Source organism: Paractinoplanes hotanensis (assembly GCF_023717965.1).
Taxonomy (GTDB): domain Bacteria; phylum Actinomycetota; class Actinomycetes; order Mycobacteriales; family Micromonosporaceae; genus Actinoplanes; species Actinoplanes polyasparticus.
The window spans coordinates 136,599-155,805 of record NZ_JAMQOL010000019.1; the positions used below are offsets into that span (position 1 = coordinate 136,599).

General features: G+C 70.6%; 16 protein-coding genes. 14 read left to right on the forward strand and 2 right to left on the reverse strand.

All coding sequences use genetic code 11. The features are described 5' to 3' along the window. Nucleotides 1–290: 290 nt before the first annotated feature. A complete protein-coding gene (bldD, locus tag LXN57_RS16235) occupies nucleotides 291–779 on the reverse strand; it encodes a transcriptional regulator BldD (protein WP_020517563.1) in 489 nt (162 codons plus the stop codon). Nucleotides 780–1,068: 289 nt separating this feature from the next. Here bldD and pyrR point away from each other — a divergent pair, with 289 nt between their 5' ends. The 14 genes from pyrR (at nucleotide 1,069) to LXN57_RS16305 (ending at nucleotide 17,261) form a co-directional block, all read left to right on the forward strand. After that, nucleotides 1,069–1,632: a bifunctional pyr operon transcriptional regulator/uracil phosphoribosyltransferase PyrR gene (gene pyrR, locus LXN57_RS16240; protein WP_221378038.1), complete on the forward strand. Its 564-nt coding sequence runs from the start codon at nucleotides 1,069–1,071 to the stop codon at nucleotides 1,630–1,632. Further along, entirely contained in the window at nucleotides 1,629–2,630 is a 1,002-nt protein-coding gene (locus LXN57_RS16245) for an aspartate carbamoyltransferase catalytic subunit (RefSeq protein ID WP_251798993.1), read from the forward strand. The genes pyrR and LXN57_RS16245 overlap by 4 nt, the downstream gene beginning before the upstream one ends. Continuing rightward, nucleotides 2,627–3,892: a dihydroorotase gene (locus LXN57_RS16250; protein WP_251798994.1), complete on the forward strand. Its 1,266-nt coding sequence runs from the start codon at nucleotides 2,627–2,629 to the stop codon at nucleotides 3,890–3,892. Before LXN57_RS16245 ends, LXN57_RS16250 begins: the two co-directional genes overlap by 4 nt. Beyond that, the gene (gene carA, locus LXN57_RS16255; protein ID WP_251798995.1) at nucleotides 3,892–5,040 is read left to right on the forward strand and encodes a glutamine-hydrolyzing carbamoyl-phosphate synthase small subunit; all 1,149 of its coding nucleotides are present in this window, start codon (nucleotides 3,892–3,894) and stop codon (nucleotides 5,038–5,040) included. The genes LXN57_RS16250 and carA overlap by 1 nt, the downstream gene beginning before the upstream one ends. A 2-nt stretch (nucleotides 5,041–5,042) precedes the next feature. Then, on the forward strand, nucleotides 5,043–8,354 hold the full coding sequence (gene carB / locus LXN57_RS16260) for a carbamoyl-phosphate synthase large subunit (protein WP_251798996.1): 3,312 nt from the start codon (nucleotides 5,043–5,045) through the stop codon (nucleotides 8,352–8,354). Then, nucleotides 8,351–9,403: a quinone-dependent dihydroorotate dehydrogenase gene (locus LXN57_RS16265; protein WP_251798997.1), complete on the forward strand. Its 1,053-nt coding sequence runs from the start codon at nucleotides 8,351–8,353 to the stop codon at nucleotides 9,401–9,403. Before carB ends, LXN57_RS16265 begins: the two co-directional genes overlap by 4 nt. Before the next feature lie 120 nt (nucleotides 9,404–9,523). Next, nucleotides 9,524–10,801 carry an adenosylmethionine--8-amino-7-oxononanoate transaminase gene (locus LXN57_RS16270; RefSeq protein ID WP_251798998.1) on the forward strand — a complete coding sequence of 426 codons (1,278 nt, stop codon included), beginning with the start codon at nucleotides 9,524–9,526 and terminating at the stop codon, nucleotides 10,799–10,801. 204 nt (nucleotides 10,802–11,005) lie between these two features. Then, a complete protein-coding gene (gene pyrF / locus LXN57_RS16275; RefSeq protein WP_251798999.1) occupies nucleotides 11,006–11,836 on the forward strand; it encodes an orotidine-5'-phosphate decarboxylase in 831 nt (276 codons plus the stop codon). Nucleotides 11,837–12,021: 185 nt separating this feature from the next. Then, nucleotides 12,022–12,339, forward strand: coding sequence for an integration host factor, actinobacterial type (gene mihF, locus LXN57_RS16280; RefSeq protein ID WP_020517554.1), 318 nt, complete (start codon nucleotides 12,022–12,024; stop codon nucleotides 12,337–12,339). Nucleotides 12,340–12,372: 33 nt separating this feature from the next. Continuing rightward, nucleotides 12,373–12,972 carry a guanylate kinase gene (gene gmk, locus LXN57_RS16285; protein WP_251799000.1) on the forward strand — a complete coding sequence of 200 codons (600 nt, stop codon included), beginning with the start codon at nucleotides 12,373–12,375 and terminating at the stop codon, nucleotides 12,970–12,972. Nucleotides 12,973–12,985: 13 nt separating this feature from the next. Beyond that, nucleotides 12,986–13,249 (forward strand): DNA-directed RNA polymerase subunit omega, encoded by a 264-nt coding sequence (gene rpoZ / locus LXN57_RS16290; protein ID WP_015623990.1) that lies wholly within the window; start codon nucleotides 12,986–12,988, stop codon nucleotides 13,247–13,249. An 803-nt stretch (nucleotides 13,250–14,052) separates the two neighbouring features. After that, on the forward strand, nucleotides 14,053–15,303 hold the full coding sequence (gene coaBC, locus LXN57_RS16295; RefSeq protein WP_251799001.1) for a bifunctional phosphopantothenoylcysteine decarboxylase/phosphopantothenate--cysteine ligase CoaBC: 1,251 nt from the start codon (nucleotides 14,053–14,055) through the stop codon (nucleotides 15,301–15,303). Between the two features lie 45 nt (nucleotides 15,304–15,348). Then, nucleotides 15,349–16,539: a methionine adenosyltransferase gene (metK, locus tag LXN57_RS16300; RefSeq protein ID WP_251799002.1), complete on the forward strand. Its 1,191-nt coding sequence runs from the start codon at nucleotides 15,349–15,351 to the stop codon at nucleotides 16,537–16,539. 98 nt (nucleotides 16,540–16,637) lie between these two features. Then, nucleotides 16,638–17,261: a hypothetical protein gene (locus tag LXN57_RS16305; protein ID WP_251799003.1), complete on the forward strand. Its 624-nt coding sequence runs from the start codon at nucleotides 16,638–16,640 to the stop codon at nucleotides 17,259–17,261. Nucleotides 17,262–17,429: 168 nt separating this feature from the next. On the opposite strand, the gene LXN57_RS16310 is transcribed toward LXN57_RS16305, so the two are convergent. Continuing rightward, nucleotides 17,430–19,207 (reverse strand): primosome assembly protein PriA (locus LXN57_RS16310; protein ID WP_251799004.1); only part of this gene is annotated, 1,778 nt, incomplete at its 5' end.

Genomic DNA, 19,207 nt, shown 5'->3' on the forward strand with positions numbered 1-19,207 from the left:
GTAGCGCCCGCACGGGATGGTGCCGGTGGTCACCCCTGGGAAAGCTGACCAGTCAGGCTCAGCGAAAAAACTGACCGTGTGCGGCGTCATCATCACTGATCGCGCAAATTCCGGCGGCGAAGTCGATCATCGTAGATGCGGCCGACACGATGGGTGATGTCGGCCGTCGTGCCCGTCCGGTGTCACCGGACAGCGAAAAAGCCCGCGCGGACGCGGGCTTTTCGGGCTCGGGACGACGCCGGAGGTGGATGCCGGCGCGGTCGGGGGAAAGGGGGATGGGGCGGGGAAGATCAGCTGGCGAAGAAGGCCCGGGGGTCGGCCACCAGGACACCCTGCTCGGTCAGGCGCTCGATCAGGCCGGACGGCGAGATGTCGTACACGATGGCCAGGGCACGTAGGTCGTCGGCCCGGATCGACAGGACGCGGCCGTTGTAGTCACCGCGCTGCTGCTGGATGGCCCGGGCGTAACGCGCCACGTAGGCGAGGTCCTCGCCGGTGGTGTCGTAGAGCTTCTCGAGGTCGAGCACGATCTTGTTGGTGGCCTCGAGACGGACACCGCTGCCGTCGGGCAGCAGTTCCGAGACGGGCACCCGGTAGAAGTCGGCCAGCTCGGCCAGGCGCGAGACGGTGACGGCACGGTCGCCGCGCTCGTACGAGCCCACCACCACGGCCTTCCACCGGCCGTTCGACTTCTCTTCCACACCCTGCAGGGACAGGCCCTGCTGCTGCCGGATGGAGCGCAGGCGCGCACCCAGCGACTTGGCGTACTCAGACGGCATTCGGAACACTCCCACTGTGCTGGCCCGGAGGGTTCCCCTCCGCGATCGCTACGCAGCGTGACGGTACGCAGTGAGCGACCCCCGGTCAAGTGTCGTTTACCTATGAGTCGCGCCGCGCCGGGGAGAGTTGTCGGATTAGTCCGTCGTGTTCGCCCGTCGGCCACGTCACCATGGTCACCGCCGCGCCCACTGGTAACGTAGCGTCAGCCATCGGGCCGGCTCCCTCCGGGGCCGCTCCATCAGACGTCCTTTAACGACCCGTCCCGTGAGGCGGGGAAGGAGGTCCGCCGTGGCATCGCCACGCGCCGACGCGCCTAGCAAGATCATTCTGAGTGCGTCCGACCTGCACCGGGTCGTCGACCGCATCGCTCATCAGATTCTCGAGAAGACCTCGGGCGCCACCGGCACCGTCCTTCTCGGCATTCCCACCCGCGGAGTCCCGCTCGCTCGCCGGCTGGCCGCCCGCATCCACGCCTTCGAGGGCATCGACGTTCCGGTCGGCTCCCTCGACATCACCCTCTACCGCGACGACCTGCGGCTGCACGCCACCCGCGCGCTCGGCAAGACCGAGCTGCCCGGCGGCGGCATCGACGGCCGGCGGGTCGTCCTGGTCGACGACGTGCTCTTCAGCGGCCGCACCGTGCGGGCCGCGCTCGACGCCCTGAACGACGAGGGCCGGCCCAGCTCGGTGCAGCTCGCGGTCCTCGTCGACCGCGGCCACCGCCAGCTGCCGATCCGCGCCGACTACGTGGGCAAGAACATCCCGACCGCGCTGTCCGAGAGCGTCCGCGTCTCGCTGACCGAGTCGGACGGCCTCGACGAGGTCAAGCTGACCGGGGGCGAGGAAAAGTGATCAAGCACCTGCGTTCCGCGGCCGACCTGGACGCGCCCACCGCCACGCTGATCCTGGACACCGCGGGCGAGATGGCCGCGCTGGCCGGGCGCGAGGTGAAGAAGCTGCCGACGCTGCGCGGCCGCACGGTGGTCAACCTCTTCTACGAGGACTCGACCCGCACCCGCATCTCGTTCGAGGCCGCCGCCAAGCGGTTGTCGGCCGACGTCATCAACTTCTCGGCCAAGGGCTCCAGCGTCTCCAAGGGCGAGAGCCTCAAGGACACCGCCCTGACGCTGCAGGCCATGGGGGCCGACGCGGTCGTCATCCGGCATCCCGCCTCGGGCGCGCCGCACCGGCTGGCCCAGTGGGTCGACGGGTCGGTGATCAACGCGGGCGACGGCACTCACGAGCACCCGACGCAGGCGCTGCTCGACGCGTACACGATGCGGTCGCGGCTGGGCCGGCTGGACGGCCTCAAGGTCGCGATCGTGGGTGACGTGCTTCACAGCCGGGTCGCCCGCTCGAACGTCCTGCTGCTGACGACACTGGGCGCGCAGATCACCCTCGTAGGCCCGCCGACGCTGATCCCGCTCAACGTAGCCGCGGCCTTGTCAGCTGAGCTTGACCGCGGCGGAAAACCGAAAGAAACCAAGGCTGAGCTTGACCGCGGCGGAAAACCGAAAGAAACCAAGGCCGGGACGAAAGTATCGTACGACCTGGACAGCGTCCTGCCCGATATGGACGTCGTGATGATGCTGCGGGTGCAGACCGAGCGCATGCAGGACTCGTACTTCCCGTCCGCACGGGAATACAGCCGCCGCTACGGTCTCGACCTCGCGCGCATGCGCAAGCTGCCGGAGCACGCGATCGTGATGCACCCCGGCCCGATGAACCGCGGCATGGAGATCACCCCCGAGGTGGCCGACTCGTCGCGCTCCACGATCGTCGAACAGGTCGCCAACGGCGTGAGCGCTCGGATGGCCGTCCTTTATCTGCTCCTGGGAGGCAAGGCGTGACCTCATACCTGCTGCGTGGTGTCTCGGTCCTCGGGGCTGAGCCGACCGACCTGCTCATCCGCGACGGGGTCATCGCCGCCGGCCCGGCGACCGACGCCGACGTCATCGACGCCGCCGGCCTGGTGGCCCTGCCCGGCCTGGTCGACCTGCACACCCACCTGCGCGAGCCCGGCCGCGAGGACGCCGAGACCGTCGAGACCGGCTCCCGGGCCGCCGCGCTCGGCGGCTACACGGCGGTGTTCGCGATGGCCAACACGTCACCCGTGGCCGACACAGCGGGCGTGGTCGAGCAGGTCTGGCGGCTGGGCCGCGAGGCCGGGCTGGTCGACGTGCAGCCGATCGGCGCGGTCACCGTCGGGCTCGCCGGCAAGCAGCTCGCCGAGCTGGGCGCCATGGCGACCTCCGCGGCCGGCGTGCGCATCTTCTCCGACGACGGGCACTGCGTCGCCGACCCGCGCCTGATGCGCCGCGCGCTCGAATACGTGAAGGCGTTCGACGGCATCATCGCCCAGCACGCCGAGGAGCCGCGGCTCACCGAGGGCGCGCAGATGCACGAGGGCGAGGTCAGCACCCGGCTCGGCCTCACCGGCTGGCCCGCGGTGGCCGAAGAGGCGATCATCGCCCGCGACGTGCTGCTCGCCGAGCACGTCGGCAGCCGCCTGCACATCTGCCACGTCTCGACGGCCGGCTCGGTCGAGGTGCTGCGCCAGGCCAAGGCCCGCGGCGTCCGCGTCACGGCCGAGGTCACCCCGCATCACCTGCTGCTCACCGACGAGCTGGCCGCCTCCTACGACCCGGTCTACAAGGTCAACCCCCCGTTGCGTACGGCGAAGGACGTGCAGGCCCTGCGCGACGCCCTCGTCGAGGGGGTCATCGACATCGTCGCCACCGACCACGCGCCGCACGCCGTGGAGGACAAGGAGTGCGAGTGGGCGTACGCGCGCCCGGGCATGGTCGGTCTCGAGACCGCCCTGCCGGTCGTGCTCTCGGTGCTCGGCCAGCGGTGGGACCTGATCGCCGAGCGCATGTCCCGGACGCCCGCGCGCATCGCGGGCCTGACCGGCCACGGCACCGACCTCGCGGTGGGCGACCCGGCCAACCTCACGCTGGTGGACCCGTCCGCCCGGCGGGTCGTCGACCCGTCCGAGCTGGCGAGCCGCAGCCGCAACACACCGTACGCGGGCACCACCCTGCCGGGTCGCATCGTCGCGACCTTCCTCCGGGGAGAGCCGACGGTCCTGGACGGGAAGGCTGTCAAGTAATGAGCACCCACTTTTCTGATGCAGTACGGCGAAGCCGTTCAGGCAGCTCAGCAATCCTTGTGCTGGAGGACGGGCGGACGTTCGTCGGCGAGGCCTACGGCGCGCTGGGCGAGACGTTCGGCGAGGCTGTCTTCACCACCGGCATGACCGGTTATCAGGAGACGCTGACCGACCCGTCCTACCACCGGCAGGTCGTCGTGCAGACGGCGCCGCAGATCGGCAACACCGGCGTCAACGACGAGGACGACGAGTCCTCCCGCTTCTGGGTCGCCGGCTATGTCGTACGCGACCCGGCTCGCCGCCCCTCCAACTGGCGCTCGACCGGTGACCTGGGGGAGCGGCTCGCGGCCGAGGGCGTCGTCGGCATCAGCGGCGTCGACACGCGTGCGCTGACCCGGCACCTCCGGTCGCGTGGCGCCATGCGGGCCGGCATCTCGTCGGTCGACCTCGACCCGCAGTCGCTGCTGGCCCGCGTGCAGTCCGCGCCGCAGATGGCCGGCGCCGACCTGTCGGCCGAGGTCACCACCTCGTCCCGCTACACCGTCGAGGCCGCCGGCGAGCATCGGTACACGGTGGCCGCGCTCGACCTCGGCATCAAGCGCAACGTCTCCCGCCGCCTGGCCGAGCGGGGCGTCACCACGCACGTCTTCCCGGCCTCGTCCTCGATCGACGAGCTGCTCGCGGTCAGCCCGGACGCGGTCTTCTTCTCACCCGGCCCCGGCGATCCGGCCACGGCCGACGGCCCGGTCGCGCTGGCTCGCGAGGTCATGCGCCGCGAGAAGCCGCTGTTCGGCATCTGCTTCGGCAGCCAGATCCTCGGCCGGGCGCTCGGCTTCGGCACCTACAAGCTCGGGTACGGGCACCGCGGCATCAACCAGCCGGTGCTCGACCGGACCACCGGCAAGGTCGAGGTGACCAGCCACAACCACGGCTTCGCGGTCGACGCGCCGCTCAACACCGTGATCGACACCGACTTCGGCGGCGTCGAGGTCTCGCACGTCTGCCTCAACGACAACGTGGTCGAGGGCCTGCGGGGCCTCGAGGTCCCCGCGTTCACCGTCCAGTACCACCCCGAGGCCGCCGCCGGCCCGCACGACGCCGACTACCTCTTCGACAGGTTCGTCGAGCTTGTGGAAAAGAAGGGCTGACCATGCCGAAGCGTGAAGATCTCAAGCACGTGATGGTGATCGGCTCCGGCCCGATCGTCATCGGCCAGGCCTGCGAGTTCGACTACTCCGGCACCCAGGCCTGCCGCGTCCTGCGGGCCGAGGGCATCCGGGTCTCGCTGGTCAACTCCAACCCGGCCACGATCATGACCGACCCCGAGTTCGCCGACGCCACCTACGTCGAGCCGATCACCCCGGAGTTCGTCGAGCTGGTCATCGCCAAGGAACGCCCCGACGCGATCCTGGCCACGCTGGGCGGCCAGACCGCGCTCAACACCGCGGTCGCGCTGCACGAGAACGGCGTCCTCGACAAGTACGGCGTCGAGCTGATCGGCGCCAACATCGACGCGATCCGCCGCGGCGAGGACCGGCAGCTGTTCAAGGACATCGTGGCCAAGGCGGGGGGCGACACCCCGCGCTCGCGCGTCTGCCACTCGATGGACGAGGTCCGCGCGACCGTGGAAGACCTCGGCCTGCCCGTGGTCATCCGGCCGTCGTTCACCATGGGCGGCCTCGGCTCGGGCATGGCCCACACCGACGAGGACCTCGAGCGCATCGCCGGCGCCGGCCTGTCCGCCTCCCCGGTCCACGAGGTGCTGATCGAGGAGAGCGTGCTCGGGTGGAAGGAGTACGAGCTCGAGCTGATGCGCGACAAGCACGACAACGTCGTGGTCGTCTGCTCGATCGAGAACGTCGACCCGATGGGCGTGCACACCGGCGACTCGGTGACCGTGGCCCCGGCCATGACCCTGACCGACCGCGAGTACCAGAAGCTGCGCGACCTCGGCATCGCTGTGCTGCGCGAGGTCGGCGTCGACACCGGCGGCTGCAACATCCAGTTCGCCGTCAACCCGGACAACGGCCGGCTCGTCGTCATCGAGATGAACCCGCGTGTGTCCCGCTCGTCCGCGCTGGCGTCGAAGGCCACCGGCTTCCCGATCGCGAAGATCGCGGCCAAGCTGGCCATCGGCTACACGCTCGACGAGATCCCGAACGACATCACCCTCAAGACGCCGGCCGCCTTCGAGCCGGCTCTCGACTACGTGGTCGTGAAGATCCCGCGGTTCGCGTTCGAGAAGTTCCCGGGCGCCGACCCCGAGCTGACCACCACGATGAAGTCGGTCGGCGAGGCGATGTCGCTCGGCCGCAACTTCGCCGAGGCGCTCAACAAGGCCATGCGGTCCCTGGAGACGTCGGCCGCGGGCTTCTGGACGGCTCCTTCCTTCGACAGCGCCGAGGCCGCTCTCGAAGCCATGCGGACTCCGCACGACGGCCGGCTCTACACCGTCGAGGCCGCGCTGCGGCTGGGCGCGACCGTCGAGCAGGTGCACGAGGCCAGCGGCCGCATCGACCCCTGGTTCCTCGACGAGATCAAGGCCCTGGTCGACCTGCGCACGCAGATCATGGACGCCCCGGTGCTCGACGAGGAGCTGCTGCGCCGGGCCAAGCGCTCGGGCCTGTCCGACAAGCAGCTCGCGGCGCTCCGGCCCGAGCTGGCGGGCGAGGACGGCGTGCGCACGCTGCGGCACCGGCTGGGCATCCGCCCGGTCTACAAGACCGTCGACACGTGCGCGGCCGAGTTCGAGGCGGACACCCCGTACCACTACTCGACCTACGACGAGGAGACCGAGGTCGCGCCGTCGGCCCGGCCCAAGGTGCTCATCCTCGGCTCGGGACCGAACCGCATCGGCCAGGGCATCGAGTTCGACTACTCCTGCGTGCACGCTGTGATGGCGCTGCGGGGTGTCGACTTCGAGACCGTCATGGTCAACTGCAACCCCGAGACGGTCTCGACCGACTACGACACGGCCGACCGGCTCTACTTCGAGCCGCTCACCTTCGAGGACGTCTTCGAGGTCTTCCACTCCGAGGACTCCAGCGGCAAGGCCGCCGGCGGTCCGGGCGTGGTCGGCGTGATCGTGCAGCTCGGCGGTCAGACCCCGCTCGGCCTGGCCCACCGGCTCAAGGCCGCGGGCGTCCCGATCGTCGGCACCTCGCCCGAGTCGATCGACCTCGCCGAGGACCGCGGCCAGTTCGGCGCGGTGCTGGCCAAGGCCGGCCTGCGCTCGCCCGACCACGGCACCGCGACCAGCTTCGACGAGGCCAAGCAGATCGCCGACACCATCGGCTACCCGGTGCTGGTCCGCCCGTCCTACGTGCTCGGCGGCCGCGGCATGGAGATCGTCTACGACGAGCCGACGCTGCAGGGCTACATCAACCGGGCCACCGAGATCTCGCCCGACCACCCGGTGCTGGTCGACCGGTTCCTCGACGACGCGATCGAGATCGACGTCGACGCGCTCTGCGACGACACCGGCGAGGTCTACCTCGGCGGCGTGATGGAGCACATCGAGGAGGCCGGCATCCACTCCGGCGACTCGTCCTGCTCGCTGCCGCCGATCACCCTGGCCGGGTCGCACCTGGCCGAGGTGCGCCGGTACACCGAGGCGATCGCCCGCGGCGTCGGGGTGCGCGGCCTGCTCAACGTGCAGTACGCGCTCAAGGACGACACGCTCTACGTGCTCGAGGCCAACCCCCGCGCGTCGCGCACCGTCCCGTTCGTCAGCAAGGCGACGGCGGTGCCGCTGGCCAAGGCGGCCGCCCGCATCATGCTCGGCGCCACCATCGCCGAACTGCGGGCCGAGGGCATGCTGCTGGCCGACAGCGACGGCGGCACGGTGCCCGAGGGCGCGCCGATCGCGATCAAGGAAGCGGTGCTGCCGTTCAAGCGGTTCCGCACCCCGGCCGGCAAGGGCGTCGACAGCCTGCTCGGCCCCGAGATGAAGTCGACCGGCGAGGTGATGGGCATCGACGCCGGCTTCGGTCAGGCGTTCGCCAAGTCGCAGGCGGCCGCGTACGGGTCGCTGCCGACAGCCGGCAAGATCTTCGTCTCGGTGGCCAACCGCGACAAGCGGGCGATGGTCTTCCCGATCAAGCGGCTGGCCGACCTCGGCTTCACGATCGTCACCACGGCCGGCACCGGCGAGGTGCTGCGCCGCTACGGCGTCGTCTGCGAGGTCGTGCCCAAGCACTTCGAGAGCCCCGGCAAGAACGCGGTGGAGCTCATCCTGGCCGGCGAGATCGCGATGATCATCAACACGCCGCAGGGCTCGGGCGCCAGCGCCCGGTCCGACGGGTACGAGATCCGCAGCGCCGCGGTCACGGCCGACATCCCGAGCATCACCACGGTGCCCGGCGCGGCCGCCGCGGTCATGGGCATCGAAGCGCTGATGCGCGGCGACATGACCGTCCGGCCCCTGCAGGAGCTGCACGCCGCCCTGCGAGGCCCGAAGTGACGTTGTTCGAGTCCGCCGTCCGCCCGGTGCTGTTCCGGGTGGGCGGCGGGGACGCCGAGAAGGCCCACGAGTTCACGCTGGCCCGCCTGGCCCGGCTGCCCGGCCCGGTGCGGGCGGCCATGCGGGCCCGGTACACGGTCGATGCCCCGGTCGAGGCCTTCGGCGTGCGCTTCCCCAACCCGGTCGGTCTGGCCGCCGGCATGGACAAGAACGGCCGGGCGCTGCCCGCGTGGCCGGCCCTCGGCTTCGGCTTCGTCGAGGTCGGCACGGTCACCGCCCACGCACAGCCCGGCAACGACAAGCCCCGACTGTTCCGCCTGCGCGACAGCGAGGCGATCATCAACCGGATGGGCTTCAACAACGCGGGCGCGGCGGCGCTGGCGGCCCGGCTCGACGAGCTCGGCCCGATCGGGGTGCCGCTGGGCATCTCGCTCGGCAAGTCGAAGGTCACCCCGCTGGAGGAGGCGGTCGACGACTACCTCACCTCGCACAAGCTGCTGCACCCGCACGCGGACTACATCGCGGTCAACGTCTCGTCGCCCAACACCCCGGGCCTGCGGACGCTGCAGGACAAGACCGCGATCGCCGATCTGCTGACCGCGCTGGTCGGCCCCAAGCCCGTACTCGTGAAGATCGCCCCCGACCTCACCGAGCCGGCCATCGCCGAACTGCTCGAGGTCTGCCTCAGCCATGGCGCGGCCGGTGTGATCGCCACGAACACCACGCTGGCGCGCGACGGCCTGGCCGCGGCCGACGTGTCCCGGGCCGGCGAGCCGGGCGGGCTGTCCGGACGGCCGCTGACCGAGAAGGCCCGCAAGGTCGTCCACTTCGTGCACACCGAGACGGGCGGCCGGCTCCCGATCATCGGGGTGGGCGGGGTGATGTGCGCCGACGACGCCGCCCGGCTGTTCGACGCGGGCGCCGCCCTGGTGCAGCTCTACAGCGGCTTCATCTATCGGGGCCCGGCGCTGGTGCGCGCCGCGGCGTCCGTCCGCCGGGCCGTGTCGTCCGGGCCATCGGCCTACCCCGGGTCGGCGGCCGCGCTGTGAACGGCTCGGCGGTTTCTTGCCGGTCGGCGGTGGCCTGCTCGCGGCTGGCGGCTGTGCGATGAACGGCTCGGCGGTTTCTTGCCGGCCGGCGGTGGCCCGGTTGCGGCTGGCGGCTGTGCGATGAACGGGTCGCGGGCGGCCGAGCTGATCGCCCGCGATCGGCGGCACGTCTGGCACCCGTACGGGCCGATGCCGGGACGCAGTGAGCCCTACCTGGTCGAGAGCGCGTCCGGCGTACGGCTGAAGCTCGCCGACGGCCGCGAGCTGGTCGACGGCATGTCGTCGTGGTGGGCGGCCATCCACGGCTATCGGCACCCGGCGCTCGACGCGGCGCTGGCCGAGCAGGCCGGGCGGATGAGCCACGTGATGTTCGGCGGGCTCACCCACGAGCCGGCCATCGAGCTGGCCACCACGCTGGCCGACCTGGCGCCGGACGGGCTCGAGCACGTCTTCCTGTGCGACTCCGGCTCGGTCGGCGTCGAGGTCGCGATCAAGATGGCTCTGCAGGCGCAGCTGGCGCGGGGCCGCCCCGGCCGCCGCAGGCTCGCGACGTGGCGCGGCGGCTACCACGGCGACACGTTCCACCCGATGAGCGTCTGCGACCCGGTCGGCGGCATGCACTCGCTGTGGACCGGGGTGCTGCCCGCCCAGGTCTTCGCCGGCCCGCCACCCGCGGAGTACGACGAGGCCTACGCGACCGAGCTGGTCGAGATGGTCGGGAAGCACGCCGACGAGATCGCCGCGGTGATCGTCGAGCCGGTCGTGCAGGGCGCCGGGGGCATGCGGTTCCACGATCCGCGGTATCTGCGCGTCCTGCGCGACGTCACGGCCGCGCACGGCATCTTCCTGATCTTCGATGAGATCGCCACCGGCTTCGGTCGCACGGGAGAGTTCTTCGCCGCCGCGCACGCCGGGGTCAGCCCCGACATCATGTGCGTGGGCAAGGCGCTGACGGGTGGCTATCTCACGCTGGCGGCGGCGCTGTGCACGACCGAGGTCGCGGCGGCGATCTCAGCCGGCGAGGGCGGCGGCCTCGCGCACGGCCCGACCTTCATGGGCAACCCGCTGGCCTGTGCGGTCGCCAACGCCTCGCTGGAGCTCCTCCGCACGGGTGACTGGCAATCCCGCGTAGGACTGATCGAAAACGGTCTACGAGCGGGCCTGGAGCCGCTGCGGGCCGCGTCCGGGGTCGCAGACGTGCGGGTCATGGGGGCGATCGGGGTCGTGCAGCTCGACCACGACGTGGACATCGCCCGGGCGACCGCGGCGGCCGTCGAGGCCGGGGTGTGGCTGCGGCCCTTCCGCGACCTGATCTACACGATGCCGCCGTACATCGCGGAGCCGGACGACGTCGCTCAGATCACCGCCGGCATCGCCGCCGCGGTCGCCGCGACCTGACAGGCCCGAACCGATCGCCAGGGGGTGCCTCTGACCGCGCCGACAGCACGACCGCAGCGCCGCGGTGCACCCCGCCCCCAAGCGTCCCGCGCCGGGTCGCGACCCGTCCCGGGGACGGCCCCGCCAACCTGACTGACCACCTGACTGACCCGGCTTCACCGACCTGACTGATCACCTGACTGCTGACACGGAAGAGGAGTCCCAGTGGAGACCTTCGGCAAGCGCCTCGCGGAGGCCATGGACAAGCGCGGCCGGCTGTGCGTAGGCATCGATCCGCACGCCGCCCTGCTGACCAGGTGGGGGCTCACCGACGACATCGCCGGCCTGGAACGTTTCGCCCGTACGGTCGTCGAAGCCCTGGCCGATCGGGTGGCTGTGCTGAAGCCGCAGTCGGCCTTTTTTGAGAGATTTGGGTCACGTGGCATCGGAATTCTTGAGTCAACTATCCGACAGTCCCAGGAGGCCGGCGCCCTTGTCCTGCTGGATGTGAAGCGCGGCGACATCGGCTCGACGATGGCCGCGTACGCCGACGCCTACCTCAATCCGGCGAGTCCTCTCTGTGCCGACGCGATTACTGTGAGTCCCTATCTCGGCGTGGGCTCGTTGCAGCCGGCATTCGACGTCGCCGCTCGTCACGGCGGTGGCGTGTTCGTCGTGGCGCTGACATCCAATCCGGAGGGACGCTCCGTCCAGCATGCTGTCGCAACGGGCAAAAAGACCGTGGGGCAAACCGTGATCGACGAAGTTTCCCTGCTCAACAAGGGTTTTGAGCCGCTCGGAAGCGCCGGACTCGTAATCGGAGCGACGATCGGCGACACCGGGCACGATCTGTCCCGAGTGAACGGTCCGCTGCTCGCTCCGGGCCTCGGAGCGCAGGGCGCGACCCCCTCCGACCTGCGGTCCGTCTTCGGCGAAAGCCTGCGCAACGTGCTGCCGTCGTACTCACGGGAAGTTCTGGCGGCGGGACCTTCGGTGGCCGGGCTGAGGGCTGCCGCGGACCGTGTCGCCGACGAATGCAGATCCGCTCTCGGGTGAAACGGCCCTGCTTATCAGGGAGTCGCGGAGCGGTTGCGGGGGTACCCCCACGTTGCCGAAAGCGCCGTTGACCGCTAGTTTTCCCGGCGCCGGGAACCACATGCCCCTTTGGTTCCCTGGCACACCACGTTTCACAGAAGCGCCGGTATTGAACTACCGCCGCGATAGGGACCTGAGGAGAACTGGTGCCGCTCCCGTCACTGAGCCCCGAGCAGCGCGCTGCAGCGCTGGAGAAGGCCGCGGAAGTACGTAAGGCTCGGGCTGAGCTGAAGGAACAGCTCAAGTCCGGCAAGACCACCCTCGCCGCTGTGCTTGACCGCGCGGAGGAGGACGAGGTCGTCGGCAAGCTGAAGGTCTCGGCCGTGCTCCAGGCGCTGCCGGGCATCGGCAAGATCCGCGCGACCCAGATCATGGAGAAGCTCAAGATCGCCGACAGCCGCCGGCTGCGCGGTCTCGGCGACCAGCAGCGCAAGGCCCTCCTGGGGGAGTTCGCTGCGAACTGACTCATGGGCTCGTGTTGAATGAGCCTTGTGAGCATGGATGACGACGCGCGCCCGGCAGCCCGCCTCACCGTCCTTTCCGGCCCTTCCGGGGTCGGCAAAGACAGTGTGATCGAGTTGATCCGGGCGCGCTCGCCTTGGATCAAGTTGTCGGTGTCGGTGACGACGCGCAAGAAACGCGACTACGAGACCGACGGCGAGCACTACCACTTCGTGACCCGGCCCGAGTTCCAACGACTGATCGACGGCGGTCAACTGCTCGAATGGGCGGAGTTCGCCGGCAACCTCTACGGCACGCCCAGGGCGCAGGTCGAAGGCTGGATCGGCCAGGGCCGGCCGGTCCTGCTCAAGATCGACCTGCAGGGCGCCCGCCAGGTGCGGGCCACGATGCCCGACGCGCAACTCGTCTTCCTGGCCCCACCCAGCGTCGAGGAACTCCGCCGCCGCCTGATCGGCCGCGGCACCGACGACGAGGAAACCATCCGCCGCCGCCTCGCCCACGCCGACGAGGAACTGGCCGCCGAGAAGGAGTTCGACCGAACGGTGGTCAACGACTTCGTCGAGCGTGCGGCCGATGAGCTGGTAGGATTGCTCGGTTCGTCATTTCTGACGCCAGCGCAAGCCCCAGAGCATTAAGGATCTTAAAACTGTGGGAACCATCGCGAACCCCGAAGGCATCACCAACCCGCCGATCGACGAGCTGCTCGACAAGACCTCGTCGAAGTACTCGCTGGTGATCTTCGCGGCTAAGCGCGCCCGCCAGGTCAACGCGTACTACAGCCAGCTCGGCGAGGGTTTGCTGGAATACGTCGGCCCGCTGGTCGAAACCACGCCGCAGGAGAAGCCGCTCTCGATCGCCATGCGCGAGATCAACGCTGGTCTGCTGACCGCTGAGGCTACTGACAACCCCTGATTCCTTCGCGCCCCTCCTGGTGGCGCGTCACATCGATCCCGTGTCCCCTGGGGGCGCGGGATCTTTGCGTTTCTGCTTTGTGGGGTGGGCTTTCTTGCGGTGGGACGGCCGGGGGTTCACCTCGCGGTGAGTGAGGGGTCGGCGCTTCTCTGGGTGCGGGGCTGGGCTGGGGAAACCCGTGCGGGTGAGCGGTCTGGCTTTCGCGTTGGGGATGAAACCAGGACTTTTTCTCACTCGGGCCGGCCTGGGTGGTGGGGTGCGCGTTCGCACCGTGCCGCTTGCGCGGCCGGTCGGTCAAAAAGCGGGGGGAGTGGATGGTTGGGGTGGGCTCCGTATTGGGGTGCGCGGCTTTGCGTGTGACCGCTTGCAGCCGGGCTTCCGCCGGAAGGTGCATTTCTGGTGAGCCCTGTCCCGTTTTGTTCCCCGGGGGCAGGGAAGCTTGACCCCGGCGGGCGCACGTAGTCCCTGGACGTGGTGTGTTGTGGTGTTCTTCTTTCCAGAGTGAGTCTTGGCTTGGGTGATCTCCGGGCGACGGCAGCCCCCTCCTCACGATTCGCTTCTGACGCTGTTGACCGGAGATCACCCAAGCCCACCCAGCGTCACCATCGCCAGAGGTGATCTCCAGCGATGGCTGGGGTCTGGGGCGAAGCTCCAGGGTCTTGACACTTCGACACGTACGGCGTCCGTCGAGCCGCACAGGATGGTTATCCACAGGCATGGGGTCGGCGCCGCATCCGGGGCCGCCCTCGGGCTAGCGTTGATTCGTCGTCCGCACCGGTGGGCGAAGGAGCGTTCGGGGGTCTGTGGTGGCTGAAGTCGTCCTCGGGGTGGCGGGCGGTATTGCTGCCTACAAGGCGTGTGAGCTGCTGCGGCTGTTCACCGAGTCGGGGCACAAGGTGCGCGTCGTGCCGACGGCGTCCGCGCTGCAGTTCGTCGGCGCGCCCACCTGGGCGGCGCTCTCAGGACGCCCCGTCGCGACCGAAGTCTGGGACGACGCGCATGAGGTGCCTCACGTTCGCATCGGGCGATCGGCCGAGCTCGTCGTCGTGGCGCCCGCGACCGCCGACCTGCTGGCCAAGGCGGCCCACGGCATCGCCGACGACCTGCTGACGAACACCCTGCTGACGGCCACGTGCCCGGTGGTCTACGCCCCGGCCATGCATACCGAGATGTGGGAGAACGCGGCCACCCGGGCCAACGTCGCCACCTTGCGGGCGCGCGGCGCGGTGGTGATCGAACCGGCGGTCGGGCGGCTGACCGGCAAGGACACGGGCAAGGGCCGGCTGCCGGAGCCCGTGCAGATCTTCGAGCTGGCGTTACGCGTGCACCGGCGGGGTCTCGATCTCGACCTGGCCGGCCGCCATGTAGTGGTGACCGCCGGGGGCACCCGGGAGCCGCTCGACCCGGTGCGGTTCCTCGGGAACCGGTCGTCCGGCAAGCAGGGGTACGCGTTGGCCAAGGCGGCTGCGGCCCGGGGCGCGCGCACGACGTTGATCGCGGCGAACGTGACTCTGCCCGATCCGGCCGGCGTGGATCTCGTACGGGTGGGGACGACCGAGGAACTGCGGGCCGCCACGGTCAAGGCCGCCGCCGAGGCGGATGTCGTCGTGATGTCGGCCGCGCCCGCCGACTTCCGCCCGGCCACCGTGGCCGACGAGAAGATCAAGAAGACCGACGACGGCTCGCCGGCGCCGATCGCACTCGTCACCAATCCCGACATCGCCGCTGAACTGGGCGCGAGCAAGCGACCGGGGCAGATCCTCGTGGCCTTCGCGGCCGAGACACACGACGCGATCGAGCACGCACGGGTCAAACTGATCAAGAAACGTGCCGACCTGATCGTCGTTAACGAGGTGGGTGTGGACCGCGTGTTCGGCGCCGACCACAATGAGGTCACGCTGCTCGGGGCCGACGGGAGCACGACGGGTTACGCCAAGCTCCCCAAAGACGATGTGGCCGATATGATTTACGACCGTATCGTCGCGCTTCTGGAAAGCCAGGTCGCCGACGGTGGGAGAGCCCAGTACCCAGGCGACTCCCGCCGGGCACGGTGACTACACTTCCGCGTTACGTTGTATTCGACAATTCTGAGGAGCACCGTGGCACGCCGCCTGTTCACCTCCGAGTCGGTCACGGAAGGCCACCCGGACAAGATCGCTGACCAGATCAGCGACGGCATTCTCGACGCCCTGCTGGCGCAGGACCCCCGCAGCCGTGTCGCGGTGGAAACGCTCATCACGACCGGCCAGGTGCACGTAGCGGGTGAGGTCACCACCCAGGCGTACGCCGACATCCCGAGCATCGTGCGTGACACGATCCTCAAGATCGGATACGACTCGTCGAAGAAGGGCTTCGACGGCGCGTCCTGCGGCGTCAGCGTCTCGATCGGGTCGCAGTCGCCCGACATCGCTCAGGGCGTCGACAGCGCGCTCGAGCTGCGCGAGGGCGACAGCGAGCACGTGCTCGACAGTCAGGGCGCCGGCGACCAGGGCATGATGTTCGGCTTCGCGTGCTCCGAGACGCCCGAGCTGATGCCGCTGCCGATCGCGCTGGCCCACCGCCTGGCCCGCCGGCTGTCGGCCGCCCGCAAGGACGGCACGATCCCTTACCTGCGTCCCGACGGCAAGACCCAGGTCACCATCGAGTACGACGGGCTGCGCCCGATTCGCCTCGACACGGTGGTCGTCTCGTCGCAGCACGCGGCCGACATCTCGCTCGAGTCGCTGCTCACGCCCGACATCCGCGAGCACGTGATCGCGCCCGAGCTCGAGGGCCTCGGCCTCGACACCGAGGGCTACCGCCTGCTGGTCAACCCGACCGGCCGCTTCGAGATCGGCGGCCCGATGGGCGACGCCGGCCTCACCGGCCGCAAGATCATCGTCGACACGTACGGCGGCTACGCCCGGCACGGCGGCGGCGCGTTCTCCGGCAAGGACCCGTCCAAGGTGGACCGTTCCGCGGCCTACGCGATGCGCTGGGTCGCCAAGAACGTCGTGGCGGCCGGCCTGGCCGAGCGCTGCGAGACCCAGGTCGCGTACGCGATCGGCAAGGCCCACCCGGTGTCGCTGTTCGTCGAGACGTTCGGCACCGAGAACGTGCCCGTCGAGCGCATCGAGAAGGCCATCAACCAGGTGTTCGACCTGCGCCCGGCCGCGATCATCCGCGACCTCGACCTGCTGCGCCCGATCTACCAGCAGACGGCCGCCTACGGTCACTTCGGCCGCGAGATCCCCGAGCTGCTCTGGGAGAGCACCGACCGCGCTCAGGACCTCAAGAACGCCGCTGCCTGACCCGTTTCGTGAAGCCGGCGCCTCCCCGAACCGCGGGGGCGCCGGTTTTGCGTCACACGTGGTTACCGGGTCGCCGGAGCCTTCAGTAATGTGCCCGCATGGGTGATGATCTTGACGATGGCCTGGTCACGCGCTGGGGTGCGGCCGGGACGAACGATGTGCAGCGGATCGAGGCCGCCGACTGGCGCGAGTGGCCCGGTGAATTGTCCCTTTTCGACGACCGGGACGAGGCCGTCCGCGTCGCACGGGACAAGTTGGTGCCCGCGGAGGGCTCGGGTCACGTCCTACGGGTGCAGACCCGCGACGACGAGCCGACCGGCGTGATCGTCGAGGAGGCGGACTGGCGCGGGCCGGTGCCGGAAGCCGAGTTCGCCGGCGGCCCCGACCTGCCGGCAGCGTGGCGGGCGTACCTGCGGTCGTCATCATGGCTGCGGCGCGGCTGGCTGCCGTCGGGCAAGTACGTGTGGCTGTACCCGCCGGCAGAGGCCCGCCAGCTGCTCGCCATCTGGGAGACCGAGAGCACCCACCCCGGCATCGCCCTGATCGGCGGCGACGGCGGTCTGGAGAACTTCGTGCTCGACCTACGCCACAACCCGGCGCCGGTGCTGCTGGTCAGCAACGCAAGCGAAAGCTGGGAAGACGCCGTCGTGCAGTCCGCGGACGTCGAGTCTTTCATCGCCCGCATCGAGGACGGCACCTTCGACCTGACCTGGACCGACTGACCGCATCCGCCCGGAGACCGACGAGGTGAGGGTGCGGGCGAGCCGGCCAGGCGTGGCGGGGACGCGGGCCTCTGCGAGGTGGCCGCGTGGCGCGTTGTGCGAGGTTGTCGCACTGTCCCCAAGCGCAGGGTCGAACATCGGCCGGATGCGGCGTTGGCCGGTGCGGACTCAGAAGAGGGCGGCCGGGTCGATCTCGATGCGGACGGACAGGGCGGCCTTCTTGGCGCTGCGGACCGCGGCGGTCTCGTGCAAGGCGTTGGCCAGGGCGGCTGCTTGACCGCGGGGGACGCGCAGCAGCATGCGTTCCTGGTCGTCGTCGGCGGGGACGGGGCCCAGCAGTTCGGTGTCGTCCGGCAGGCGCGCGATGTTCAGGAACTCGGACACGGCCTCGGCCTTGCCGGTGAGGCTGGCCATGCGGGCCGCGGGCGGGAAGGACAGCTCGCGCCGCTCGGTCAGCTCGCGCTGGGCGAACCACGCCGGGTCCCAGCGGATCAATGCCTGCACCGGTGCCAGGGAGCCGTCGGCGACGACCACCACCTTGCCGCCGGCGGCGGCCGGGCGGGCCAGGGCGGCCGCGTTCAGCCAGCGGCGCATCGTCTCTTCGGCGGCGCGCAGGTCGGAGCGGGTGAGCAGGGCCCACGTGTCGAGCAGGAGGACGGCGCCGTAGCCCGCTGCGGCCACCGGCTCGGCGCCGGGGGTGGCCACGACGACGGCGGCGTCGGCCGGGACGGTGTCGAGGATCTCGTCTTTGCCGGAGGTGCGGATCGGGACGCCGGGAAAGGCCCGGCCCAGCTCTTCGGCCGTGCGTCGGGCGCCGGTGATCGACGCTCGCAGGCGACGCCCGCCGCAGGCCGGGCATGAATAGTCCGCGGCTGCCCGGCCGCACCAGTGGCAGGTGGGGACGTCGCGGGCGCCCCGCAGGCCGAGCGGGCCGGAACAGTGGGGGCAGCGCGCCGGCGTGCGGCACTCGGCGCAGGCTACCGAGGGCAGGTAGCCCCGCCGGGGCACCTGGACGAGCACCGGGGCGCCCGACTGAAGCGCCCCCCGTGCGGCCTGCCAGGCCAGGCTGGGCAGGCGAGCGGTCGCGGCGCCGGGATCGCGGGCCAGCTGGGGGTCGTCGCCGGTGGGGGCGATGGCGGGGGCGTGGGCGCGCAGCACGTCGCGGGCCGCGCTGATCTCACGGGCCCAGCCGGTCTGCAGCAGCAGCTGGCCCTCGCCGGTGCGGGCGAACCCGGCGACCAGGGCGGCGCAATCGGCCAGCTGGGCGCGGGTGAGCAGCACCTCGCGGGCGTGCGGATACGGCGAGCGGGGCTCGGCGTGCAGGTCGTCGCCGTCGTCCCAGATCACGACCAGGCCGATCTTGGCCACCGGGGCCCACATCGCGGCCCGCGTGCCGACCACGACCGGAACCTGGTGGCGGCTGGCGGCCAGAAACCGGCGGTAGCGCTCGGCGGGACCCAGCGCGGCGTTGAGCGCGACGTGCCGCCCCGGCCCGAGTACGGCTTCGAGCGCCCGGTCGACCCGGTCGAGGTCACGCGCGTCGGCCACCACGATCACCACGCCCCGGCCGCCACGCACGGTCGCCTCGGCGGCCTCAGCGATCCGCCGCGACCAGTCTTCACCGGGCAACGCGCTCCACACCGCCCGGGCGTTGCGCCCATCGGTCAGCGCTTTGAGAAACGCCGCACCGGCCACGTACTTGCCCCAGCCACCCGCGTCAGGGTGATACGAAGACGCCGCTCCGGGCGCGTGGGCGGACATCGCTTGGGGCCCGTGGGCGGACGCCGCGTCGAAGTCGCGGGATGTCGGCGGGGCGGACTCGCCCGACGGCGCCGATTCGGGCGCTCGGGCGGACGCCGCGTCGGGGTTGCGGGATGTCGGCGGGGCGGACTCGCCCGACGGCGCCGATTCGGGCGCTCGGGCGGACGCCGCGTCGGGGTTGCGGG

What these genes read in the sequence shown, in the direction of transcription:
- carB (WP_251798996.1), top strand. Translation starts at nt 5,043, where the DNA reads ATGCCGAAGCGTGAAGATCTCAAGCACGTGATGGTGATCGGCTCCGGC.
- gmk (WP_251799000.1), top strand. Translation starts at nt 12,373, where the DNA reads ATGGATGACGACGCGCGCCCGGCAGCCCGCCTCACCGTCCTTTCCGGC.
- carA (WP_251798995.1), top strand. Translation starts at nt 3,892, where the DNA reads ATGAGCACCCACTTTTCTGATGCAGTACGGCGAAGCCGTTCAGGCAGC.
- LXN57_RS16270 (WP_251798998.1), top strand. Translation starts at nt 9,524, where the DNA reads ATGAACGGGTCGCGGGCGGCCGAGCTGATCGCCCGCGATCGGCGGCAC.
- bldD (WP_020517563.1), bottom strand. Translation starts at nt 779, where the DNA reads ATGCCGTCTGAGTACGCCAAGTCGCTGGGTGCGCGCCTGCGCTCCATC.
- LXN57_RS16305 (WP_251799003.1), top strand. Translation starts at nt 16,638, where the DNA reads ATGGGTGATGATCTTGACGATGGCCTGGTCACGCGCTGGGGTGCGGCC.